This window comes from Budvicia aquatica DSM 5075 = ATCC 35567 (genome assembly GCF_000427805.1).
GTDB lineage: Bacteria > Pseudomonadota > Gammaproteobacteria > Enterobacterales > Enterobacteriaceae > Budvicia > Budvicia aquatica.
This window is the reverse complement of the sequence record NZ_ATYS01000043.1, coordinates 1-20,533: the sequence shown is the minus strand read 5'-3', so window position 1 is coordinate 20,533 and position 20,533 is coordinate 1. Positions and strand designations below refer to the sequence as shown.

The 20,533-nt window shown below is 44.6% G+C and carries 17 protein-coding genes, 1 pseudogene and 1 riboswitch; of the genes and pseudogenes, 13 read left to right on the top strand and 5 right to left on the bottom strand.

Translation table 11 applies throughout. The annotated features are described in order from the left end of the window. The first annotated feature begins 6 nt into the window (after positions 1-6). Together YWE_RS0115745 and argH are read left to right on the top strand one after the other, a co-directional pair. Positions 7-1,227, top strand: coding sequence for an argininosuccinate synthase (locus YWE_RS0115745; RefSeq protein WP_029095411.1), 1,221 nt, complete (start codon positions 7-9; stop codon positions 1,225-1,227). 139 nt (positions 1,228-1,366) lie between these two features. Then, the gene (gene argH / locus YWE_RS0115740; protein ID WP_029095410.1) at positions 1,367-2,743 is read left to right on the top strand and encodes an argininosuccinate lyase; all 1,377 of its coding nucleotides are present in this window, start codon (positions 1,367-1,369) and stop codon (positions 2,741-2,743) included. A 78-nt stretch (positions 2,744-2,821) separates the two neighbouring features. Here the strand turns inward: argH and YWE_RS0115735 are convergent, their stop codons facing one another. Then, positions 2,822-3,400: an Ail/Lom family outer membrane beta-barrel protein gene (locus tag YWE_RS0115735; RefSeq protein WP_029095409.1), complete on the bottom strand. Its 579-nt coding sequence runs from the start codon at positions 3,398-3,400 to the stop codon at positions 2,822-2,824. 547 nt (positions 3,401-3,947) lie between these two features. Here YWE_RS0115735 and YWE_RS0115730 point away from each other — a divergent pair. After that, entirely contained in the window at positions 3,948-4,502 is a 555-nt protein-coding gene (locus YWE_RS0115730) for an RNA 2'-phosphotransferase (protein WP_029095408.1), read from the top strand. A gap of 354 nt (positions 4,503-4,856) precedes the next feature. Then, a complete protein-coding gene (locus tag YWE_RS0115725; protein ID WP_029095407.1) occupies positions 4,857-5,750 on the top strand; it encodes a LysR family transcriptional regulator in 894 nt (297 codons plus the stop codon). A gap of 17 nt (positions 5,751-5,767) precedes the next feature. Here the strand turns inward: YWE_RS0115725 and YWE_RS0115720 are convergent, their stop codons facing one another. Next, complete coding sequence (locus YWE_RS0115720; protein WP_029095406.1) at positions 5,768-6,616, bottom strand: DMT family transporter; 849 nt, start codon at positions 6,614-6,616, stop codon at positions 5,768-5,770. A gap of 364 nt (positions 6,617-6,980) precedes the next feature. Here YWE_RS0115720 and xapA point away from each other — a divergent pair, with 364 nt between their 5' ends. From xapA to YWE_RS0115700, 4 genes are all read left to right on the top strand, one after another. Then, the gene (xapA, locus tag YWE_RS0115715; RefSeq protein ID WP_029095405.1) at positions 6,981-7,844 is read left to right on the top strand and encodes a xanthosine phosphorylase; all 864 of its coding nucleotides are present in this window, start codon (positions 6,981-6,983) and stop codon (positions 7,842-7,844) included. Positions 7,845-7,991: 147 nt separating this feature from the next. Then, positions 7,992-9,254: a nucleoside permease gene (locus YWE_RS0115710; RefSeq protein WP_345917566.1), complete on the top strand. Its 1,263-nt coding sequence runs from the start codon at positions 7,992-7,994 to the stop codon at positions 9,252-9,254. Positions 9,255-9,320: 66 nt separating this feature from the next. Next, positions 9,321-10,007: a deoxyribose-phosphate aldolase gene (deoC, locus tag YWE_RS0115705; protein WP_029095403.1), complete on the top strand. Its 687-nt coding sequence runs from the start codon at positions 9,321-9,323 to the stop codon at positions 10,005-10,007. Between the two features lie 23 nt (positions 10,008-10,030). Beyond that, positions 10,031-11,230, top strand: coding sequence for a phosphopentomutase (locus YWE_RS0115700; RefSeq protein WP_029095402.1), 1,200 nt, complete (start codon positions 10,031-10,033; stop codon positions 11,228-11,230). A gap of 158 nt (positions 11,231-11,388) precedes the next feature. Here YWE_RS0115700 and YWE_RS0115695 read toward each other — a convergent pair whose 3' ends face one another. Next, entirely contained in the window at positions 11,389-12,837 is a 1,449-nt protein-coding gene (locus tag YWE_RS0115695; protein WP_029095401.1) for a dihydrolipoyl dehydrogenase, read from the bottom strand. Positions 12,838-12,952: 115 nt separating this feature from the next. Beyond that, positions 12,953-13,684, bottom strand: coding sequence for a glutathione peroxidase (locus YWE_RS0115690; RefSeq protein WP_029095400.1), 732 nt, complete (start codon positions 13,682-13,684; stop codon positions 12,953-12,955). Between the two features lie 159 nt (positions 13,685-13,843). On the opposite strand from YWE_RS0115690, the gene oxyR reads away from it, so the two are divergent. The 3 genes from oxyR (at position 13,844) to YWE_RS0115675 (ending at position 15,935) form a co-directional block, all read left to right on the top strand. Next, on the top strand, positions 13,844-14,761 hold the full coding sequence (oxyR, locus tag YWE_RS0115685) for a DNA-binding transcriptional regulator OxyR (protein WP_029095399.1): 918 nt from the start codon (positions 13,844-13,846) through the stop codon (positions 14,759-14,761). Positions 14,762-14,907: 146 nt separating this feature from the next. Further along, entirely contained in the window at positions 14,908-15,543 is a 636-nt protein-coding gene (fabR, locus tag YWE_RS0115680; RefSeq protein WP_029095398.1) for an HTH-type transcriptional repressor FabR, read from the top strand. 20 nt (positions 15,544-15,563) lie between these two features. Next, the gene (locus tag YWE_RS0115675) at positions 15,564-15,935 is read left to right on the top strand and encodes a YijD family membrane protein (protein ID WP_029095397.1); all 372 of its coding nucleotides are present in this window, start codon (positions 15,564-15,566) and stop codon (positions 15,933-15,935) included. Positions 15,936-16,013: 78 nt separating this feature from the next. Here the strand turns inward: YWE_RS0115675 and trmA are convergent, their stop codons facing one another. After that, positions 16,014-17,114, bottom strand: a complete 1,101-nt coding sequence (gene trmA / locus YWE_RS0115670; RefSeq protein WP_029095396.1) for a tRNA (uridine(54)-C5)-methyltransferase TrmA — start codon at positions 17,112-17,114, stop codon at positions 16,014-16,016. A gap of 154 nt (positions 17,115-17,268) precedes the next feature. Then, a riboswitch (cobalamin riboswitch) is annotated at positions 17,269-17,486 on the top strand. A gap of 69 nt (positions 17,487-17,555) precedes the next feature. On the opposite strand from trmA, the gene btuB reads away from it, so the two are divergent. Beyond that, the gene (gene btuB, locus YWE_RS0115665) at positions 17,556-19,418 is read left to right on the top strand and encodes a TonB-dependent vitamin B12 receptor BtuB (RefSeq protein WP_029095395.1); all 1,863 of its coding nucleotides are present in this window, start codon (positions 17,556-17,558) and stop codon (positions 19,416-19,418) included. 35 nt (positions 19,419-19,453) lie between these two features. Continuing rightward, positions 19,454-20,242 (top strand): annotated as a pseudogene (murI, locus tag YWE_RS0115660) (glutamate racemase); the annotation flags it as partial. Positions 20,243-20,533 lie beyond the last annotated feature (291 nt).

Sequence of the window (20,533 nt, the reverse complement as noted above, 5' to 3'; positions counted from 1 at the left end):
ATAGTGATGAATAACAACGGCATTAAAAAAATTGTTTTAGCATACTCAGGCGGTCTGGATACTTCGGCCATCATTCCATGGCTGAAAGAAAACTACGGTGACTGCGAAGTAGTGGCATTTGTGGCTGATATCGGTCAGGAACGTGCAGATTTAGAAGGCGTAGAGCAAAAAGCGCTGAATTCTGGCGCGTCATCTTGCTACGTTGTTGACCTGCGCGAAGAGTTTATCAGTGAGTATGTTTATCCTGTACTGCAGACCGGCGCACTGTACGAAGGCAGCTATTTGCTGGGTACATCAATGGCACGTCCTTTGATTGCCAAAGCTCAGGTTGAGTTAGCGCTGAAGCTCGGTGCAGACTCACTGTGCCACGGTGCAACCGGCAAAGGTAACGATCAGGTTCGTTTTGAAACGACGTATACCGCTTTGGCTCCGCATCTTAAAGTTGTTGCACCTTGGCGTGAGTGGAACCTGCGTTCCCGTGAGGCTCTGCTGGATTATCTGAAAGAGCGTAATATCCCGACGACCGCGTCATTAGAGAAAATCTATAGCCGTGATGAGAATGCATGGCACATTTCAACCGAAGGCGGCGTATTAGAAACGCCTTGGAATGCATCAAATAAAGATTGTTGGGTGTGGACTGTTGCTCCTGAAGATGCTCCCGATCGGGCTGAGCTGGTTACCGTTACCGTTGAGAAAGGAAAAGTCACTGCGGTTAATGGCAAAGCCATGAGTCCGTTCAAATGCTTAGAAGCACTGAATGAACTGGGTGCTAAACACGGTATCGGGCGTATTGATATTGTTGAAAACCGTTTAGTGGGTATTAAATCCCGTGGCTGCTACGAAACCCCGGGAGGCACTATTATGGTGACTGCGCTGCGTGGCGTTGAGCAGTTAGTGTTAGATCGTGATAGCTTCAAATGGCGTGAGCAGTTAGGTCTGGAAATGGCCTATGTGGTATATGACGGTCGTTGGTTTGCTCCATTACGCCGGTCATTACAGGCTGCGGCAGAATCACTTGCTCAGGATGTTAATGGCGAAGTCGTGGTTAAGCTCTATAAAGGTCAGGCAACGGCGATTCAGAAAAAATCACCAAACAGCCTGTATTCTGAAGAGTTTGCAACCTTCGGCGAAGACGAAGTTTATGACCACAGCCACGCCGGTGGATTTATCCGTCTGTTCTCACTTTCTTCACGTATTCGTGCGTTGAATGAGCTGAAGACCAAGTAATAAATAAAACGGTTAACGTTTATCTGATGAAACGTTATTCTGTACGGATAGGTAGTTCACATAAACTATAAGCCGAGGTTTATAGGATAAAACCAAGGGCGATGATGATATCGCCCTGATTTTTTAGGAGTAGGAAGGTATGGCATTGTGGGGTGGCAGATTCAGTCAGGCGGCGGACCAACGCTTTAAACTGTTCAATGACTCATTGCGTTTTGATTATCGCTTAGCCGAGCAGGATATTATCGGTTCGGTAGCCTGGTCAAAAGCGCTGGTAACCGTCGGTGTGTTAAGTTCTGAAGAGCAGAAAAAATTAGAACAAGCTTTAGACCAACTGCTGACCGAAGTTCAGGCCGATCCGGATGCTATTCTTGCCAGTGATGCGGAAGATATTCATAGCTGGGTTGAACAAAAGCTGATCGGTAAAGTGGGTGATTTAGGTAAAAAGCTGCACACCGGCCGTAGTCGTAACGATCAGGTCGCGACCGACCTCAAGCTGTGGTGCAAAATGCAGGTAGCTTTACTGCTACAGGGCGTTAAAGAGTTACAGCAAGCGCTGGTTATCACGGCTGAACAGAATCAGGATGCAGTAATGCCGGGCTATACGCATTTACAGCGAGCTCAGCCGGTTACTTTTGCCCACTGGTGTATGGCTTATACCGAAATGCTGGCCCGTGATGAAAGCCGTTTACAGGATGCGTTAAAGCGTATGGATACCAGCCCGTTAGGCTGTGGTGCCTTGGCCGGAACGGCTTATCCAATCGATCGCGATCAGCTTGCCGGTTGGTTAGGATTCAGCGCCGCTACTCGCAATAGTCTGGATAGCGTTTCCGATCGTGACCACGTGTTGGAATTGCTGTCTGATGCCTCTATCAGCATGGTGCATTTGTCTCGTTTTGCTGAAGATCTGATTTTCTTTAACACCGGTGAAGCGGGCTTTATTGAACTATCAGATCGCGTGACTTCGGGGTCATCCCTGATGCCACAGAAGAAAAACCCGGATGCGTTGGAATTGATTCGCGGTAAATGTGGCCGGGTTCAGGGCGCACTTACTGGCATGATGATGACGCTAAAAGGCCTGCCTCTGGCATATAACAAAGATATGCAGGAAGACAAAGAGGGGATCTTTGATGCGTTGGATACTTGGCTAGACTGCTTACATATGGCCGTGCTGGTGCTGGACGGCATCCAAATTAAGCGCCCTCGCTGTCAGGAAGCGGCTCAACAGGGCTATGCTAACGCCACTGAGCTGGCTGATTATTTAGTCGCCAAGGGAGTTCCGTTCCGCGAAGCGCACCATATTGTCGGGTCAGCGGTGCTGGAAGCTATTCAACAAGGTAAGGCGCTAGAAGAGCTATCGCTGGAACAGTTGAAGACGTTTAATATTGCGATTGAAGATGATGTCTATCCGGCATTGTCGCTGAAATCTTGTCTGGAAAAGCGCAGCGCCAAAGGCGGCGTAAGTCCGGATCAGGTTGCCAGTGCCATTAATGCAGCTAAAACTCGGTTAGATATTTAGTCTTAAAATTTTTACTAAAAAGGGGAAATAATTAAATTATTTCCCCTTTTTGTTTGGCGTTCAGCTTAAGTCTAAAACTTAGAAACGGTAGCCAAGGCCTACGTTAAATCCATTGATGGAATAATTTTGGCCATCAATATCTAATTGTGAGCCTTCATAGCCAACATCTACTGTAACACCTTCCCATGCATTAATTTGTAAACCTGCACCATACATCAGAGACGCTTTACGCTCGCTACCACTAATGGAGCCCATATTAGTGTAGTTTCCAAAACCTTCATAATTCAACCATGAAGACGAGTAATCAACTTTATTCAGATTAACGCCGAGCAAACCATAGATACTGACCATTTCGTTAATTCGATAGGCTGGTCCAGCAGACAGAGAGTAGTATTTAATCTCTGCGTGGGTGTTGATAATATCTCTGCTCACCATATAGCTGGCATCATCATTTCCACTCATATAAGTGAATGATGAAATAATACTTAAAGGGGAATCCCACTCGTAGCGATATTTTACGTTGATACCGTCAATATCATCAAAATTCTGAACGGTACTTTGAGCATATCCTAACGTTACCGTGTGGTTATCTGCCTGAGCGATGTTGCTTACACCTAGCGCTAAAAATACTGCAGTGGCTATAATTGCCTTTTTCATTCACTATCTTCCTTAATAAATATAAATAGTATGGAGCGCTGCGTATTATACATATTTTGAAAAATGTGTCTGTTGTTATTATTGATTTAATGGATGGGTGCTAGTCTAGTTGCATATTGTAAATGATATTCGAATTATTAGTGTATTGATGAAACAATAAGACCCGTTTCCAGAGAGATAGTGATATCTATATTACTATAAGTGATCGTTCCAGTATTATTATGGTTAAACATGTTGATGAGCTAATGTGAAAACATTTATTTAAACTTGATAAAGTCATGAAAATCATAGAAATGTAGGTGGGTGGTTTTTTTCTTATATGAATAGATTAAATTTTAAGCTGTTGTTAATCTAAGTTCGACAGTGATAACGATATTTTCTATATTCATTTTACTTTCTATTGTTAATTATTTTATCGGCGTATATTGAGTTTAAATTTTAATGATTAATTGGTACCAATCTAACGCGGACTATATTTTTTCTCTTAATTTTTCAGGTAAATGCGCTTAGTATCACGAGATATTATAAAGATAGCAGGATAATAAAAATGAGCAAACAGCACGATCAGGTGAGTAAATTCTTAAGTTTCGTCTTACGGCATCAGCCGCAAGCCATAGGCTTAATGTTAGACAGTGAAGGATGGGCGGACATTAATCAACTGATTACCCGAGCGGCCAGCGCCGGGCAAAGTCTGAATATTCCATTATTACAGTTAGTAGTAGATAGCAGTGATAAAAAACGCTTTGCAATTTCAGATGACGGTTTACGCATTCGAGCCGTTCAGGGGCATTCGTCACGACAGGTTGATATCCAATATCAGGAGAGAATACCACCCGAATCTTTATATCATGGTACAGCAACAAGATTTATAGATTCCATTAATCACCATGGATTGGTTGCCGGCAATCGGCAGTATGTTCACCTGTCTGCTGATGAGTTGACTGCAATTTCTGTGGGGCAACGTCATGGTAAACCGGTCGTGTTAATGGTGAACGCTTTGCTTATGTACCAGCAAGGATTTAAGTTTTATCAGGCAGATAATGGCGTATGGCTAACTGCATATGTACCGGCCGAGTTTTTATCTACCAATCTTAATATATAGCTGGTGGTTTATTATTTATCGGGCTAACTTTTTCAGGTAGATAATATTATTTATTATCTATTGATTAAATAAATATGATTAAAACACTTTGTTATTATTCTCTGTTTATCAGGTTATGGATATAGATCACATAGTGGGAAAGCATTTTGAAAAATGTTTAAAGTAGTAATAATCTTTCAGGCTATAATCATAGTACTTGATGATTAGTCGTTCTGTTTTTAAACCTTTCTAATCGTGCGTGTATTTAACTCTGCGTTTGCACCATAGTTATCTTTAGAGATTGAATTTTCAGACGATATTCTTATTGGAATAATAATTCGACTTAATCGTATTAGTAATAACTGGATATGTAATATGCAAAAGCTTCTTTTCTCTGGCCGTATTAATTTGAAAATGATTCGCTACTTCTTAGTGGTTTCAGAAGAACTGCACTTTGGCAAAGCGGCTGAGCGACTCCATATCTCACAACCTCCTTTAAGCCTGCAAATTAAAGAGCTGGAAGATGCCTTGGGCTTCCCGCTGTTTATCAGAGACAGCCGCAATGTGGTCTTAACCCTTGCCGGCGAGATGATGCAGGCCGAAATGAAGGATATTTTTGATAAAATAGAAAATTCATTAAGCCGGGTTTCTTATATTGCCCGTAATGAACAAAGTCATCTTAATATAGGTATGATTGGCTCGGCACTTTGGCAACAGCTATTAGATAAACTAAAAAGCTATAAGGCGCATAATCCGAGTAGCACTTGGTCATTACATGAACTTCCTCCAAGTAAGCAATATGAAGCGCTATTAAATAAGAAGCTGGATATCGGGTTTTGGCGCTGTGCTGATTTAGAGCGAAACCCTGCTTTGATATATAAGCGGGTAGAAAAGCAACGAGTTGCGGTGGCGGTATCGAATGAAAGTCCGCTTGCTAATAGTAATATCCTTTCATTGAAAGACTTATCCGGACAGGCTCTGATATTTCTAACCTTTAGTAACTCAGGTTATTCTAAAAATTTATATAATAGTTGTCTCAATGCAGGCTGTACGCCAAGTACTATTTACCAGTTTGATGAACCTCAAACCCAACTCGCATTTGTTAATAGTAACCTTGGGATCGCCCTCGTGCCTGAAAGCATGCAAGATATTCCCTGGCCTAATATTAAGTTTATTCCGGTCAAAGAGGAGTTATCTGCCGATCTGTTTGCGGTTTATCGCCCGGATAGCGCCTCGGAGGCATTAAACGGGCTTCTTGAGTTATTCTGAAATTGCTTTAAGTTCGATTACTTAGTTTTAACTAGAATCGTCATTGCGATCAGGACTAACGCGGCTCCGCTGGCGATTTCCTGCCACTGAATTGTTTGGCCTAATAGGGCATTCGTCGCTATGACCGAGAGGGGGATCAGGTAAACGTAACCGGATACCTTAGTTGGTGATAAGACAATGCAGGCTTTTTGAAACAGAAAGAAACTGAGCGCGGTAGCAAAAGCGGCCAGATATAAGACGCCACTCCAGGTTATGACGCTAATATTTCCCCATTTGATATCCGGTAACTGATAGCCAATCATTATCGTTAGCAACAGCGTTGCGCATATCAAACTCCAGCCGGTAAGTACCAGTGACGGCTCCCCGCGGTGCAGTTTTTTGACCACAATCGGATTTAGTGCCATACCCAGACAACCAAATAAGAATAGATAGTCAGATGGCATAAATGACAGCTGTAATACCTGAGTCAAATCCCCTTTAAAGATAATCAGCAGTGCACCAAGAATTCCGATCAGTAATGCAGTGGTGACTAACCAAGTCGACTTTGATTTAAGCAATACCATACTCATCACCATGCTCATTAATGGCACGGTGGTGTATAACGCACTTGAATTTATTGCGCTGGTTGTCTGGAGTGAAAATATCATGCAGGCAAAATAGAGCAGTGGCGGCAGGCTGATAAGCGTATATCGCCCTAAATCCCGCAGGCGGGGCAACTTCAGTAATCCTTGCCCCATTAACAGCACCATAAACAGCAGGCTCGCAATTGCATATCTCAACCATGTAATCACCATGGGGGGAAGGGAGTTGCTGATGGTTGCGCTGGCAATAAAAGATCCGCCAAGCAGGGCCGTAAACCCCAGCATTTGCAAATGTGCTTTCAATATTCCTGTCGTCATGTGCTTACCTATTACCATCTTGTAATCAACGATAATTGCGTGGAAACACATTCTGAACCATTACATTTTCAGTATGGATTAGGGGGATTTTAGTATTGGTCATGCAATAACCCACTACTTATGATGGGTTAGATTACATTTATCTATACCCGTCATCTTTCTAGATTTTCAGGGGTGTTGGCTGCGTTCGTTCGCCCGAGTCACTTACCTAAGTAAGCTCATCGGGATTCACTCACTTGCCGCCTACCTGCAACTCGAATGATGTTGGGTACTTATTACTTAACAGGTTTATTTGATAGCTATTAAATTAAAATAATTAAGGGGTTTTATGATGACAACCGTAAATTCAAATATGAACGTTGATACTGATTTCAATGAGTTACCGTTTCAGGCCGTTGAATATATTAAAAAAATAAAACCCGGATTTAAACCCCAAGCCGCCTTTATTTTAGGTTCTGGCTTAGGCGATCTGGTTGCTCAAATCTCTAATGAAACCACGATTAGCTATGCTGATATTCCTGGTTTCCCTGTGAGTTCTGTTCATGGCCATGCCGGTGAACTGGTTTTAGGCGACCTGTTTGGCGTTCCTGTGATGTGTATGAAGGGCCGTGGCCATTTTTATGAAGGCAAAGGTATGAGCATCATGACCAACCCGGTTCGCACCTTTAAACTGATGGGGTGTGAATTCTTATTCTGCACCAATGCCGCGGGTTCATTAAGACCAGAAGTATTACCGGGCTCAGTTGTGATGTTAAAAGACCACATTAATACCATGCCGGGTACACCGCTTGTTGGACCGAACGATGACCGCTTTGGCCCGCGCTTCTTCAGCCTGGCAAATGCATATGATAAAGACCTGCGTGCTGATATGGCAAAGATTGCTCAGCAGCTTGATATTCCGCTGACCGAAGGCGTGTTTGTTTCTTACCCGGGACCTTGTTTTGAAACTCCAGCAGAAATCCGCATGATGCAAATTATCGGTGGTGATGTTGTTGGTATGTCCGTTGTTCCTGAAGTACTGTCTGCCGCCCATTGTGGTTTAAAAGTCATTGCGATGACGGCCATTACTAACTTAGCTGAAGGCCTGTCAGACGTAGTGCTATCTCACGATCAAACGCTGAAATGCGCAAAATTAGCATCGGTCAATTTCACTAAGCTGATTGAAGCTTTCTTAAAAAGCAAAGCCGCTCACTGATTCTTATGACTGCGTAAAGTTCTAACATCGTCCCCCATTTGCTCAGGCCCAAGTCTTTGGCAATTAGGGGACACCTCTGAAGAGGGAAGTACCCTACACATACCAATAAGTAAAATATATTCCCTCAACGCTTTTGAATTACGGAGAATAAAAATGATAATAAAAAAACGGCTTAAAGTTATGTTCTTCCTTCAGTTCTTTATTTGGGGTGCCTGGTTGGTTACGCTGGGTGCCTACATGATGAATACGCTACATTTTACCGGCGCGCAGGTTGGCTTGGTGTACGGTGCTAAAGGCATTGCCTGTATTATAATGCCCAGTATTGTCGGGATTATTGCTGACCGTTGGGTTAAGGCCAATATATTATACGCCTGCTGCCACCTTCTGGGTGCTGTCGCATTATTCACTGCCGCACATATATCAGATCCAAACTTCATGTTTTTTGTGATGCTATTTAATGCCATGGTTTATATGCCGACAATTGCTTTGGCTAATACCATTTCTTATATCTGCCTAGAAAAAGCCGGTCTGGATACCGTTAAAGATTTCCCTCCCGTGCGAGTTTTTGGCACGGTAGGCTTCATTTTTGCGATGTGGGCTATCAGTCTTTCTGGCTTTGAGTTGAGCAATATTCAGCTTTATATTGCTTCCAGTGCGGCACTTTTATTAGCAGTGTATGCACTTTCATTGCCAAGCTGTCCGACATCGAATGTTAAAAAAGACCGTTCGTGGGTCAATCTACTAGGGCTTGATGCTTTTGTGTTATTTAAGCAGAAGAAGATGGCTATTTTCTTCCTGTTTGCCATGTTGTTAGGTGCTTCATTACAGATTAGTCATACCTTCAGCAGCCCGTTCTTACATGATTTCGCAAACAATCCGATTTACCACGATAGCTTAGTCGTCAGATATCCTTCGATCTTATTATCGATGGCCCAAATTGCAGAAGTGTTCTTTATTCTGGCGATTCCGTTCTTCTTGTCCCGCTTTGGTATCAAGCGTGTGATGATGATTAGTATGATTGCCTGGACCCTGCGCTTTACGCTGTTTGCCTATGGTGACCCGTCTGCAAGTGGCATTGTCTTATTACTGTTATCTATGGTGGTGTACGGCTGTGCCTTCGATTTCTTTAATATTTCAGGCGCAATCTATGTGGAAAAAGAGGTTGATCGCAATATTCGAGCCAGCGCACAAGGGCTGTTTATGACCATGGTTAACGGTGTCGGTGCTTATGTCGGTGCGATAACCAGCGGACACGTAGTGGATTACTTTACCGTCGATGGCGTGAAAGATTGGCAGAGTATCTGGCTGTCATTCGCCAGCTATACCGTTCTTTTAGTGATTATTTTTATCTTTGCTTTCCAATATAAACATAATCCTGATGAGTTAAAGAACACTCAGCTATCTCATTAATATATTGAAGAAAGCTGGGAATGTTTTAAAACCTATTTAATATTTTTAATACGAGGAACCACCCTGATGGCTAATGTAAATATCGCTAAAATGATCGACCACACATTGTTGAAAGCAGATGCTAAAAAGGAAGAGATCCTTAAGCTTTGCGGCGAAGCTAAACAGTATGGCTTTAAGTCAGTCTGTATTAATCCGGGCTGGGTAAACGTTGCCGCTAAAGCACTGGCAGGATCGGACGTTGAGATCTGCACCGTTATTGGTTTCCCGTTAGGTGCAAATACGCCTGAAACTAAAGCATTCGAGACGGGTAATGCAATTGCTAACGGTGCGACAGAAGTTGATATGGTGCTCAATATTGGTGCACTAAAAGCCGGTGATAGCGACGCCGTTCTGGCTGATATTCAAGCGGTGGTTGATGCTGCTGCCAGAGCGTCGAAGAAAGTGATTGTCAAAGTTATTCTCGAAACCTGTTTATTAACTGATGCTGAAAAAGAGCTGGCATGCCAACTGTGTGTTAAAGCCGGTGCTGACTTCGTAAAAACCTCAACCGGATTTTCTACCGGTGGTGCAACCGTTGCCGATATTCAGTTAATGCGTAAAACCGTTGGCCCTGATTTAGGCGTTAAGGCTTCTGGCGGCGTTCGTAGTTTAAGTGACGTAGAGAAAATGATGGCTGCGGGTGCTAATCGTATGGGCGCAAGCGCGGGTATTGCTATTGTCACTGATACTAAAGTGGAATCAGGCGGCTATTAATCGACTAACGGGAGATATCTGCAATGTCACGAGCCATAATATTGATGCTGGATTCATTAGGTATCGGCGGTGCTCCTGATGCTGATAAATTTGGTGAGGCCGAAGCGAATACCTTCGGTACGTTAGCCAGATTCAGAGAGCAGCAGGGCAGAACGCTTCATATTCCTAATTTGGTTAAATTAGGTCTTGCTAAGGCATCTGAGCTTTCAGTAGGCCAATATCCAGAAGGTGTGGAAAAGACGGAAGAGGTTGTAGGCGCTTATGGTGCCTGCAGTGAAATTTCTTTTGGTAAAGATACACCGAGCGGTCACTGGGAAATGGCTGGGGTTCCCGTTCTGTTTGATTTCGGGTATTTCAGTGATAGAACGCAATCTTTCCCTAAGTCACTTACCGATAAAATTTTAGCCAGAGCTAATTTAACCGGCTTTTTAGGCAACTGCCATTCGTCAGGCACTGAAATTTTGCAGGCGCTGGGCGAAGAGCATATGAAATCCGGGCTGCCGATACTTTATACCTCTAGTGATTCGGTATTTCAGATTGCCTGCCATGAAGAAACCTTTGGTTTAGAGCGGTTGTACGAGCTATGTAAAATCGCTCGTGAAGAGTTGGCCGATTATAATATTGGTCGGGTGATTGCTCGTCCGTTTATTGGCAACAACGCCGCTGATTTTCAGCGTACCGGCAATCGCCATGATTACTCTTTAAACCCACCGGGTACCACCGTACTGGAAAAATTGATTAATGAGCAACAGGGACAGGTTTTAGCGGTTGGAAAAATTGCTGACATCTATGCTCATCAGGGTATCTCTAAATATATTAAAGCGACGGGTTTTGATGAGCTGTACGATCGAACTTTATCTGCGATGGATGAGGCCCCAGAACAAAGTATCATCTTTACTAACTTTGTCGATTTTGACTCAAGCTTTGGCCACCGTCGTGATGTTGATGGCTATGCCTCAGCGCTTGAAGCCTTTGATTTGCGCCTGCCAGAGATTATGGCAAAGATGCGGCCTGACGATATTTTATATCTGACCGCCGATCATGGCTGCGATCCTGCGTGGCCGGGGTCAGATCACACGCGTGAACGAGTGCCTGTTGTAATGTATGGCCAGAATGTACCCGCCGGTTCAGTAGGTATCCGCGATACTTTTGCTGATATCGGGCAGACCGTGGCTAAGCAACTGGGACTAAGCCCGATGGAGTATGGGAAGGCAATCATTTAGTCAGTAAAAAGTTTTAATCAGTAAAAAGCTTTAATCAGTAAAAGTTCTCATCAGTACAGATAATAAATCCGGCCTATCGCTTAGCCCACGCCATCCCGTTGAAAAACGGGATGGCGATATAGTTGGCCTATGGCCGGATTAATACCTTCAGTAAGAGATTAATCTCCCGGGCAGCGCTGACAGCGCTCAATTTCACTGTGGCCTAGCTTCAGTTTGCTTTCTAAATCCCTCAGTGCGGTGCGCAGGCCTTCTTCAATAACCGGATGATAGAACGGCATATCCAGCATCTGCCCGACGGTCATCTCTTGCTGATGGGCCCAGGCCAATAAATGGGCAATATGTTCGGCTCCCGGGCCAATCATCTCGGCACCTAAGAAGCGGCCGGTTCCTTGTTCACCATAAACATGGAGTAGCCCTTTATTACGCAGCATAACCCGTGAACGTCCCTGATTTTCAAAAGAGACTTTACCGATTTCAAAACAGCCACAGGCGCTGAATTTTTGGTTTAATTCACGATAGGTTGAGCCCACCATCGCGATTTGCGGGTCTGAGAAAACCACTGAAATTGGGCTACGGCGCAGGCCGGGAGATACTTCCGGGAACGAACCCGCATTTTCACCGGCAATACGCGCTTGATCGCTGGCTTCGTGTAACAGCGGAAGCTGATTACTGGCATCCCCGGCGACAAAAATATGAGCCACGCTGGTTTGCATGGTTAATCGATCTGCAAAGGGAACGCCTCTCTCATCGAGCTTAAGTGAGGTATTTTCTAAACCGATATTATCAACATTCGGACGGCGCCCGGTTGCGGCTAACAAATAATCGACGGAAATTTCCTGAACTTGGCCATCTCGGTCCTGATAGCGGATAAATACCGTATCGCCACGGCGTTCGATCAGTTCTACGCTGGCATCCGCATCGAGATAGAATTCAGTATTTAACGTCGCGGCAGCATATTGGCGAATCGCACCATCAGTCAATGGACCGACACCACCGCCGACACCAAACATAGTCACCTTAACCCCCAATCGATGAAGGGCTTGACCGAGCTCGATACCGATAACGCCGGGGCCAAATACCGCTACGGATGAGGGTAAATCATCCCAGTCGAAAACGTCGTCATTAATCACCAAACGATCGCCTAAACTGTTCCACGCCGCAGGCCATGCCGGTCTTGAACCGCTTGCAATGACAATTCGTTTAGCCTGAATTCGAGTGTGGTCACCCACTTGCAGCGTGTTGTCATCGATAAAACGGGCATAGCCTTCGATTTTATCCTGCTGTGGGATCTCATCGACGCCTTCAAGAACAAAGCCGACAAACCGATCGCGTTCACGCTTAACGCGGTCCATCACTTCACGTCCGTTAATTTTGATGTCACCCTGCGGATGAATACCAAAGCCCGGTGCGCGTTCAATTTGGTGCACGGCTTCCGCCGCCGCAATTAAGAGTTTAGAAGGCATGCAGCCAACGCGGGCGCAGGTTGTTCCGTAGGGTCCGCCTTCAATCATGACGACATTAGGGGTTAAACGTTTCGCCGCCCGGTAGGCACCTAATCCTGCCGTGCCGCCACCAATGACCGCTACGTCGACCTGTAATTCTTTCATCCTGATGATTCCTTACTCTACATTTTAACTATAAAAAAGGCGGACCGGAGTCCGCCAAAACGACCATTGGCTAACTGTTGCTAAGCTTTATAGAACGGTTGTTTACAGTGAAATATTAAGCAGCAAAATATGTTTCTAAATCGTCGCTGCCACCAATATGGCGTCCGCCGATATAGATCTGCGGAACGGTAGAACGTCCGGTGATTGCACGCAGACTAACGGTTGTTGCATCAGTACCCAGAATAATTTCTTCATATTGTAAGCCGCGATCCTGTAGCATTTGTTTCGCTTTGGCGCAGTACGGGCATCCGGGCTTGGTCAGCAGTGAAATCGATTCTTGTAATTTACAGTCAGGAGCCAAGTAGTTCAGCATGGTATCGGCATCAGAAACTTCAAATGGGTCGCCCGGCTTGTTTGGTTCAACAAACATTTTTTCAATTACGCCATCGCGAACCAACATCGAATAGCGCCATGAGCGCGGACCAAAGCCTAAGTCAGCCTTCTCAACCAGCATATTCATGCCTTTAGTGAATTCACCGTTGCCATCAGGGATAAAACGGATGTTTTCAGCATGCTGGTCTGATTTCCAAGCGTTCATGACAAAGGTATCGTTAACGGAGACGCACAGTACGCTGTCCACACCATATTGTTTAAATATTGGGGTTAATTCGTTATAACGAGGAAGGTGGCTGGAAGAGCAGGTCGGGGTAAATGCACCAGGTAAAGAAAAAACGATAACCGTTTTATTTTTAAACAGTTCTTGAGTGCTAATATCGATCCATTGGTCTCCCTGACGGGTATGAAAAACGGCATTAGGTACTGTCTGGCCTTCCTGAGTGGTGAACATCTTGTCGCCTCTATGTTATTTAAGGGTACGTATTAACTTTTTTCTATTACGCATCATGTTTTCGTTATGATGATTATCCATATGTTAGATTAATAGGTATAATCGTTAGTCACTATCCTATCTATTGACATCATCTATCTTAAATTAAGGGATTGAGCTATGAATATTCGAGATCTGGAATACCTTGTTGCCCTTTCTGAGCACTGCCATTTCAGGCGAGCCGCTGACTCTTGCCATGTAAGCCAGCCAACATTAAGTGGACAAATTCGGAAATTAGAAGATGAGCTGGGCGTGATGTTACTTGAGCGGACTAGCCGTAAAGTACTGTTTACTCAGGCAGGAATGCTGTTAGTCGATCAGGCTAGAAAGGTTTTACGAGAAGTTAAAGTATTAAAAGAGATGGCCAGCCAGCAAGGCGAAACCATGTCTGGTCCACTACATATTGGACTGATTCCAACGGTAGCGCCTTATTTGTTACCGCATATTATCCCAATGCTGCATAAAGAGTTTCCAAAGCTAGAGATGTATCTCCACGAAGCTCAGACAAAAGACCTGTTAGCTCAGTTAGATAGCGGAAAATTAGATTGTGCAATTCTGGCCTTAGTGAAAGAAACTGAGTCATTTATTGAAATGCCTTTATATGATGAACCTATGCGTTTAGCGATATATTCAGACCACCCGTGGGCCGGCAGAGATAAAATAATGATGTCTGAATTGTCGGGTGAAAAGCTACTGATGCTGGAAGATGGCCACTGTTTACGCGATCAGGCGTTAGGATTTTGTTTTGAAGCCGGCGCTGACGAGGATTCGCACTTCCGGGCAACCAGCTTAGAAACACTGCGTAATATGGTTGCTGCGGCCAGCGGCATCACTCTGCTTCCTTTATTAGCCACGCCTCCTCAGCGTGAACGGGATGGTATTTGTTATTTATCTTGCTATAAGCCAGAGCCAAAAAGAACGATAGGTTTAGTCTATCGTCCGGGTTCACCGCTGCGTGCCCGTTATGAGCAATTGGCAGAAACTATCGCCGATCATATGCCGGGCGTTATTGCTGCTGAACAGCAACGAGCCAATTGATTTGAGTAAACTGCCCGATATGTGAACTAAAATGGTGGTTCATGATCGGCATCTCAGCAATCGGGTTTTAAGGCAGTTTATGATCGGTGGCTGCCGGGTAACATGAGTAGAATTGTGAGCAGTGAAATGATGAGGGTAAAGGCGTGATGGGAGTAAGAGCACTACAAAAAGAACGTACTCGCCGTTCGCTTATTCAGGCCGCGTTTAGCCAACTCAGTGCGGAGAGAAGCTTTGCAAGCCTGAGTTTGCGTGAAGTTGCACGTGAGGCTGGTATTGCCCCGACATCGTTCTATCGCCATTTTCGTGATGTTGATGAGCTTGGGTTAACTATGGTCGATGAAAGCGGATTAATGCTGCGGCAATTAATGCGCCAGGCTCGCCAGCGAATAGCCCGGGGCGGAAGCGTAATTCGCACGTCGGTGTCAACATTTATGGAGTTTATCGGTGATAATCCCAATGCATTCCGTTTATTACTGCGGGAGCGTTCCGGGACATCTGCCGCATTTCGTGCCGCTGTTGCCCGTGAAATTCAACATTTTATTGCTGAATTAGCCGACTATCTTGAATCTGCTAACCAGATGCCGCGCAGCTTTACCGAAGCCCAGTCTGAAGCGATGGTAACGATCGTATTTAGTGCTGGTGCCGAAGCGTTGGATATTGATGTAGCCCAACGAAAACAACTGGAAGAACGGTTAGTCTTACAGTTACGTATGATTTCTAAAGGTGTTTATTATTGGTATCGCCGCGAACAGGAAAAGGGCGCAACGATAATTTCGCTGTAATAACCAAGAGGGATGTTGCGATGACAGAAAAAGTAACCAGAGAGTACCGTACGCTTTTATTGGCTTTTATCACCGGTTTGTCTATTAATGGGTCGTTTAATGCACTGTTTGATTCAGTCATTAGTTTTTCGATATTTCCGTTAATCGCACTGTGTCTTTCCGTATACTGCTTACATCAGCGATATGTGACTCATCCAATGCCAGAAGGAACCCCGACTCTGGCAGCATCTTGTTTTCTATTAGGTATTTTCCTCTATAGCTCTGTGATTCGTGCTGAGTACTCAGAAATGGGCTCTAACTTCTTCCTGACCATTATTTGTGTAGCATTAGTATTCTGGATTGGTTATAAGCTTAATCTTACACAGAATAAAACGGCTAAACAGGCCGATTAGTTTCATTAAAATAATAAAAATAGAGCAAATTAAAACTTACTAGCCCCTATGGATATGGGGCTTTTTTATTGCCGGATGTTAGTGTTTTTCCAATAGCACGCCACATTCCATATGGTGGGTATAAGGAAACTGATCAAATAGTGCGAGGCGCGTTATTTGATGAGTTTGGCTAAGAATCGTTAGATTCTCACTCAAGGTTTCAGGGTTGCAGGAGATATACAGTATTCGAGGGTAGGCCTGAACCATTTTGATTGTTTGTTCATCCAGTCCGCTGCGCGGTGGATCGACAAAAATCGTTTCGCACTGATATTCACTCAGATCTATACCTTTTAAGCGATTAAACTCCCTAACTCCCTGCATGGCCTGAGTGAACTCTTCAGCAGACATGCGAATAATCTGTACGTTATCAATCTTATTAGCTGAAATATTGAACTGTGCTGCAGCCACCGACGGTTTGGCAATTTCTGTTGCCAAGACTCGGTTGAAATTCCCTGCCAATGCCAGTGAAAAATTACCATTACCACAATAGAGTTCTAATAAGTCGCCCTGAGAGTTAGTGGTGACGTTTTGTGCCCACTCCAACATATGAATATTTACCGCAGCATTCGGCTGGGTAAAGCTATTCTCTGTCTGGCGGTAGATCATTTCACGTCCGCTGACCATCAATCGCTCATCGGCATAATCACGGTCTAAGCAGATTTTTTGTTTAGATGCCCGGCCAATCAACTGTAGGTTAATCCCTTCCGCCTGCAAATTATCGCGAAGTTGTTGGGCATGTTGCTGCCACTCTTCATCTAATTGGCGGTGATAAAGCAAAGACACCACAATTTCACCACTTAAGGTCGATAAGTAGTCTATCTGGAAGAGTTTATGGCGCAGGCATTTATGGGGCTGTATACCTTCAAGCAATTTTGGCATTGCCTGATTAATGAGTGTGCTGGCAGCCGGAAATGTGTCGACGCGGATCCGCTGCTTGGTGGCCTGATCAAACATAATGTGATAGATATCATCGCCATCGTGCCAAATCCTGAACTCTGCCCGCATGCGATAATGGCTGACCGGTGAGCGAAAAACCTCAGGTTCCGGCGCTGAAAAAGCGGCCATTATGGATACCAGTCGGTCTTTTTTTTCAGCCAGTTGGGCATCGTATTGGGCAGTCGGCAGATTATCAGGTGTCATAAAGGTTCTCGGATATCAGAGCATCATATTCAGGTAATTTATTTATTCACGCGGAATTGTAGGGAATGATGGCGTGATGTCCAGCGTTGTGAACTTTATTCCATTATTGTGGGTTAAAATAAATAGAAGTCTAGATTTCTATCTTCGATTGCTTGTAGCATGTGTGCGTTCCGGCCTCTTTAATATCGAGTTAAAAGGGAATCTGGTGTGAATCCAGAACTGACGCGCAGCGGTAAATAGGAAAGCTACAACCGCACGGCCTAACATTAAATATTTATTTTGGGTTTGTGCAGACACTGTCTATATCGATGGGAAGTCGTTGTTAATTTATTCTCCTTAAGTCCGAAGACCTGCCGGAATTCCGTCGCATTTATTACAGCCGTCGCGTACTACGTGCTGTCTTCTTGCGGCATCCTGCAACTTAAGGTCGGATGCTTAACCATGACTACAAAAAAAATAGTATTACTCACTTCCCTTTCTGTTACGGCTTTTTCGGGACTAGCCCAGGAAGATACTGAAAAACTGGTGGTTACTGCCACTCGTTTCCCTCAACCCGTCTCTACCGTCTTAGCGCCAATGGATATAGTTACTCGAGATGAAATCGATCTCTGGCAAGCCAAAAGCATGACAGATGTATTGCGTCGTTTACCGGGCGTTGACATTGCTCAAAGCGGAGGACGAGGTCAAGCGGCAACGCTTTATGTCCGTGGTACTGAAGCCCGCCACGTTTTAGTGCTGGTGGACGGTATTCGTCTGCCGGTTTCTGGCATTATGGGGATTGCTGATTTTAACCAAATCCCAATTTCATTAGTGCAGAAAGTCGAGTTTATTCGAGGCCCACGCTCTGCGGTTTATGGCTCTGAAGCCATTGGCGGGGTCATCAATATCATTACTCAGTCTGAAACGGACGGCGCTAAGATTGATGCCGGCCTGGGCTCTAACCATTATCAGCTTTATGACGGTCGGGTGCGCCAAACGATTGCCGATAAGACAACGATCACTGCCGCTGGCTCATTCGAAGACACGCGTGGTTTCAACGTCAGCCCTGATTCTCCCTACGGGCCGGACAGAGATCGAGATGGATTCAGAAGTAAGTCATTTTGGGCCGGTGTCGATCATAAATTTTCTTCCCAGTTTTCGGCTTTTGTTCGAGGTTACGGATATAGCAATAATGCTGAGTATGATGCGAATTCTACTTACCCTAACTCGGCCAATGAGCGGCAGCTATACAGCCGTAATTACGATATGGGGTTACGGTTTCTGGAAGGGAATTATTCGTCACAGCTAGTCGCGAGTTATCAGACATATAAAGATTATAACTTTAATAGCGAAAATGGTCGTTATAACGATGGCACTTCGCTGGATGATATGACCCAGCGTAATATCCAATGGGGTAATAGCTATAAGTTAGGAAGTGCCGTTATCAACGGGGGAATAGACTGGCGTCAGGAGAAACTCGAATCGTCAGATAGCTATGCTGCTGATAGTTATCAACGCGATAACACCGGCGTTTATCTGACCGGGCAGGAGTCATTAGGTGACTTTATCTTTGAAGGCGCATTCCGTACTGATAAGAATCAGGTATTTGGCTGGCATGAAACATGGCAATCAGCCGTAGCTTGGGAATTTATTCCCGCTTATCGGGTAACGCTTTCTTATGGTACTGGATTTTTAGCGCCAACCTTAGGGCAACTACACGGTGCTTCACGCTTTGGTATTGTTTCTAATGACAACCTAAAGCCTGAAGAATCTCGTCAATGGGAAGCCGGATTAGAAGGGGATACCGGGCCATTGAATTGGCGTCTGGCTGGTTACAGAAATAAGATCACCAATCTGATTGGATATGAGTCTGACCCAGTGACTTACGATGGTCAGTATATCAATATTGAATCTGCAACCATTAAAGGTGTCGAATGGACCGGCAGCTTTGAAACCGGCGTACTGAATCACCGCATTACGCTAGAATATTTGGATCCGCGTCGTGATAAAGATAATGAAGTACTTGCCCGCCGCTCGAAACACAAAGCTAAATATCAAATCGATTGGAATATGTTTGGTTTAGATATGGATGTATCATATCAATACAATGGTAAACGCTACGATAATAATACGTCGGCTTATGCGAGTGAGCAGAAACGCTTATCAAGCTATAGCACCGTAGACGTATCAGCTGGTTATCCGGTAACTGAACATTTGACCGTTCGCGGTAGGGTTGCCAACCTATTTGATAAAGATTATCAAACTGCCTATAAATACCAAACTGCAGGGCGTGAATATTACCTCACGGCCAGTTATACCTTCTAACATCAGGCCATCTATATAAAGGAGCCACTCACATGCCAACAGCTCTAGTTTTTGATTCAGGTGTGGGTGGCCTTTCGGTCTATCAGGAAATCCGGCATTTAATGCCGGATTTATCAGTAATATATGCTTTTGATAATGCGGGATTCCCCTACGGTGAACAATCTGAGCAAGCGATTGTTGAACGGGTTGTCAAAATGGTTGGTGCAATCTGCCAGCGTTATTCCATCGATATTATTGTTATTGCTTGCAATACGGCCAGCGTAATTTCTCTCCCTGCGCTGCGTGAAAATTTTGATTTACCCATTGTTGGCGTGGTGCCTGCAATTAAGCCGGCAGCGAGTATGACCCGAAATGGAATTGTTGGATTATTGGCGACTAAAGTCACCGTAAACCGTCCTTATACTCATGAGCTGATTGCCCGTTTTGCTCAAGACTGTCGCATTGAACTAATGGGCGCCCCCCGGTTGGTTGTTATGGCTGAGGCGAAACTGCATGGCGAGACGATTGATCTTAATGAGCTTCGGGAAATTCTTTCCCCTTGGATTAACGCAGAACAATGCCCTGACACCATTGTCCTTGGCTGTACTCATTTTCCTTTATTACAAGAAGAATTAGCCGCTGTTTTACCGCAAGGAACACTCTTGGTTGATTCTGGTGCTGCGATTGCTCGTCGAGTTTCTTCATTACTGGAGAACGTTTCGAAAAAAAGTGACCATTCTGTCGAGAATATGGCTTTTTGCTCTTTAATTAATCATGAAACGGATAAGTTGCTTCCGGTATTACGTAAGTTTGGTTTTACTTCGCTCGAAGAACAGCCTATTTAGGCCTGTTTTGGTGAAAAATAAAGCGTTCAGATAATAATTGCGATTTAGCACTTGCCAGATGACTCAGAGTCCCTATAATGCGCAACCTCTGACACGGCAAACAGCCGCGCAGACCGAGATGTGGGTGAATAAATCTGAGATTTAACACTTGACTCTCTAACGGGTTAGCGTATTATTCGCAGCCCGTGTTGCAGGAAGTTTTCTCCCTACAACACCGCTCTTTAACAATTTATCAGACAATCTGTGTGGGCACTCACAAGACGGTATCATAGCCACCTCTGTGGCGAAAAA

What these genes read in the sequence shown, in the direction of transcription:
- YWE_RS0115745 (WP_029095411.1), top strand. Translation starts at nt 7, where the DNA reads ATGAATAACAACGGCATTAAAAAAATTGTTTTAGCATACTCAGGCGGT.
- argH (WP_029095410.1), top strand. Translation starts at nt 1,367, where the DNA reads ATGGCATTGTGGGGTGGCAGATTCAGTCAGGCGGCGGACCAACGCTTT.
- YWE_RS0115735 (WP_029095409.1), bottom strand. Translation starts at nt 3,400, where the DNA reads ATGAAAAAGGCAATTATAGCCACTGCAGTATTTTTAGCGCTAGGTGTA.
- YWE_RS0115730 (WP_029095408.1), top strand. Translation starts at nt 3,948, where the DNA reads ATGAGCAAACAGCACGATCAGGTGAGTAAATTCTTAAGTTTCGTCTTA.
- YWE_RS0115725 (WP_029095407.1), top strand. Translation starts at nt 4,857, where the DNA reads ATGCAAAAGCTTCTTTTCTCTGGCCGTATTAATTTGAAAATGATTCGC.
- YWE_RS0115720 (WP_029095406.1), bottom strand. Translation starts at nt 6,616, where the DNA reads ATGCTGGGGTTTACGGCCCTGCTTGGCGGATCTTTTATTGCCAGCGCA.
- xapA (WP_029095405.1), top strand. Translation starts at nt 6,981, where the DNA reads ATGACAACCGTAAATTCAAATATGAACGTTGATACTGATTTCAATGAG.
- deoC (WP_029095403.1), top strand. Translation starts at nt 9,321, where the DNA reads ATGGCTAATGTAAATATCGCTAAAATGATCGACCACACATTGTTGAAA.
- YWE_RS0115700 (WP_029095402.1), top strand. Translation starts at nt 10,031, where the DNA reads ATGTCACGAGCCATAATATTGATGCTGGATTCATTAGGTATCGGCGGT.
- YWE_RS0115695 (WP_029095401.1), bottom strand. Translation starts at nt 12,837, where the DNA reads ATGAAAGAATTACAGGTCGACGTAGCGGTCATTGGTGGCGGCACGGCA.
- YWE_RS0115690 (WP_029095400.1), bottom strand. Translation starts at nt 13,684, where the DNA reads ATGTTCACCACTCAGGAAGGCCAGACAGTACCTAATGCCGTTTTTCAT.
- oxyR (WP_029095399.1), top strand. Translation starts at nt 13,844, where the DNA reads ATGAATATTCGAGATCTGGAATACCTTGTTGCCCTTTCTGAGCACTGC.
- fabR (WP_029095398.1), top strand. Translation starts at nt 14,908, where the DNA reads ATGGGAGTAAGAGCACTACAAAAAGAACGTACTCGCCGTTCGCTTATT.
- YWE_RS0115675 (WP_029095397.1), top strand. Translation starts at nt 15,564, where the DNA reads ATGACAGAAAAAGTAACCAGAGAGTACCGTACGCTTTTATTGGCTTTT.
- trmA (WP_029095396.1), bottom strand. Translation starts at nt 17,114, where the DNA reads ATGACACCTGATAATCTGCCGACTGCCCAATACGATGCCCAACTGGCT.
- btuB (WP_029095395.1), top strand. Translation starts at nt 17,556, where the DNA reads ATGACTACAAAAAAAATAGTATTACTCACTTCCCTTTCTGTTACGGCT.